The organism is Kitasatospora sp. NPDC088779 (assembly GCF_040685395.1).
GTDB lineage: Bacteria > Actinomycetota > Actinomycetes > Streptomycetales > Streptomycetaceae > Kitasatospora.
Genome location: NZ_JBFBHW010000119.1, coordinates 1 through 1905, shown reverse-complemented (window position 1 = coordinate 1905; position 1905 = coordinate 1). Strand labels below are relative to the sequence as shown.

Here is a 1905-nt window from a genome sequence, read left to right as displayed (position 1 = left end):
CCCTCAAACGCTCCCAACACCGCAACTGGCCGCAACCAGAACCGGCGACAGTCACCATCACCCAGCCAGGAGCAACCTAAAGTCACCGGCATTGGGCCTAGCCGCAGAGGGTCCCGAAGGTGAACCCGCGTGACTTGAGGGTGGAGAGGATCGCCGGAAGTGCGGCAGCGGTCTGGCTGCGGTCTCCGCCGCCGTCGTGCAGCAGGATCACCGAACCCGGGCGGACGTTCTTCAGCACCCGGGACTGGATGGCCGCCGTTCCCGGCCGGGACCAGTCGGTCGGGTCCACCGACCACAGCACGACCTGCTTGCCGAGCGCCGCCGCCCGCGAGCGCACCGCGCCGTCGACCGAACCGTAGGGCGGGCGCAGGCAGCTCGGGGTGCGGCCGGTCTGGGCGCGGATCGCCTTGTCCGTGTTCGCCACCTGGGCGTTGACGGCGGAGGCCGAGAGCCGGCGCAGGTCCGGGTGCGACCAGGAGTGGTTCTGCACGCTGTGGCCCGCCCGGGCGACCTGCCCGGTGAGCGCCGGATGGGCGGCGACGTTCTGCCCGATCTCGAAGAACGTCGCACGCACGCCGTAGCGGGCGAGGATCCCGAGGATCTTCGGCGTGTACGTGGGGCTGGGGCCGTCGTCGAAGGTGAGGTAGACGACCTTTCCTCCCTTGTCGGCCTTGGCGCCCGCCGCCTCGGCGGGTGCGGCCGGCACCGCGACCGCCGCTCCCGCCACCAGGGCGACGGCGAGTGCGCCGATCGCGGTCCGAATCCGCCCAACCGCCCTGCGCCTGCCGGAATGTACGGCCATGCCTGCCCCCTGCCCCTGGTGCCGGAACCGCCCTGTACCGACCAGTCTGCGCCGAACGGCGCCGTCGCCGCGACCGGCCGGGGGTGAATTCGGCCAGCTGCCCGGCGGGTTGACCAGCCGCGGAAACAGGGCCAGGCACAGGGCCGGGCATGGCGACCGCCCCCGGTGGGGATCCACCAGGGGCGTCAACCCCGTTGCGGGGCCCGGCCGTTCAGCGCGAGGCGCGGCCGTGCAGGACCAGCGCCCGGGTCAGGGCCGCCAGGCCGCCCGTGCAGAGCAGCGTGCGGAGCATGTTGGTGGCCACCCAGGTGCCCTCGAACTTGGCGCGCACGCTCGCGAAGTCGGTGATCTGGGACGGGTCGCCGGCCTGCGCCAGCTGGTTGTTGAGCGGGATGTTGACGCCCATGGTGACCATCAGGGCCACCACGTAGAGCACCGTCGCCCCGGCGGCCCACAGCGCCGCCTGGCGCCGGCCGGCCTTGTGCTGGAGCCAGGCCGCCACGCCCGTCGCCACGAAGGCGCCGACGAAGACCAGGCCGAACATGCCGTTCTCGATCGACTTGTTGATGTGCTGCATCGCCGTCACGTACGTCCGGTCGTCGCCCGCCGCGAGGCCCGGCATCACGGACACGTCGAAGGCGAAGAACAGGCCCGCCATCAGGCCCATCGCGATGGTGGCGCCCGCCAGGACGGGCCCGGCGGCCTTGCTCCGTGCGGCGGGAGCCGCCGAGGCGCCCGGCGCGAGGCCGCCGAAGGAGGATGGAGCGGAGTAGGAAGCTGGAGTCGCGGTCTGGTTCGAGCGCATCGGTAATCCTTCGATTTCTCCCCGGCCCCCGCCCAGCGCGGGGGCCACCACGGTGCCCGGGCACCGGCTTCCGTACCGCTCCCGGGTTCGACCCGGATGGACGGTCAGGAAGTCGGCGAGGCCCGGCACCGACGATCAACGAAACTGACTGGCCTGCGAGTTGTGCGGAGCGGTGGGCGGCTCACACGTCCCAGACCCCGGACGCGGCGGCCTCGCGGGCGAAGTCGGCGAAGTCCCGCGGCTCACGCCCCAACGCCCGCCGCACCCCGTCCCCCAACGAAGCGTTACGACCGTCCAG

Annotated in this window: 2 protein-coding genes and 1 pseudogene; all 3 read right to left on the bottom strand. The window is 72.5% G+C overall.

Going from position 1 to position 1905, the window contains the following annotated elements:
- Window positions 1-97 precede the first annotated feature (97 nt).
- Entirely contained in the window at window positions 98-802 is a 705-nt protein-coding gene (locus AB0P03_RS40750) for a polysaccharide deacetylase family protein (RefSeq protein ID WP_363633789.1), read from the bottom strand.
- 211 nt (window positions 803-1013) lie between these two features.
- On the bottom strand, window positions 1014-1607 hold the full coding sequence (locus AB0P03_RS40745; protein WP_363633787.1) for an anthrone oxygenase family protein: 594 nt from the start codon (window positions 1605-1607) through the stop codon (window positions 1014-1016).
- 181 nt (window positions 1608-1788) lie between these two features.
- Window positions 1789-1905: pseudogene (locus AB0P03_RS40740) on the bottom strand (NmrA family transcriptional regulator); the annotation flags it as partial.

Coding starts and splice junctions, on each gene's coding strand:
- AB0P03_RS40750 (WP_363633789.1), bottom strand. CDS start 802: ATGGCCGTACATTCCGGCAGGCGCAGGGCGGTTGGGCGGATTCGGACC.
- AB0P03_RS40745 (WP_363633787.1), bottom strand. CDS start 1,607: ATGCGCTCGAACCAGACCGCGACTCCAGCTTCCTACTCCGCTCCATCC.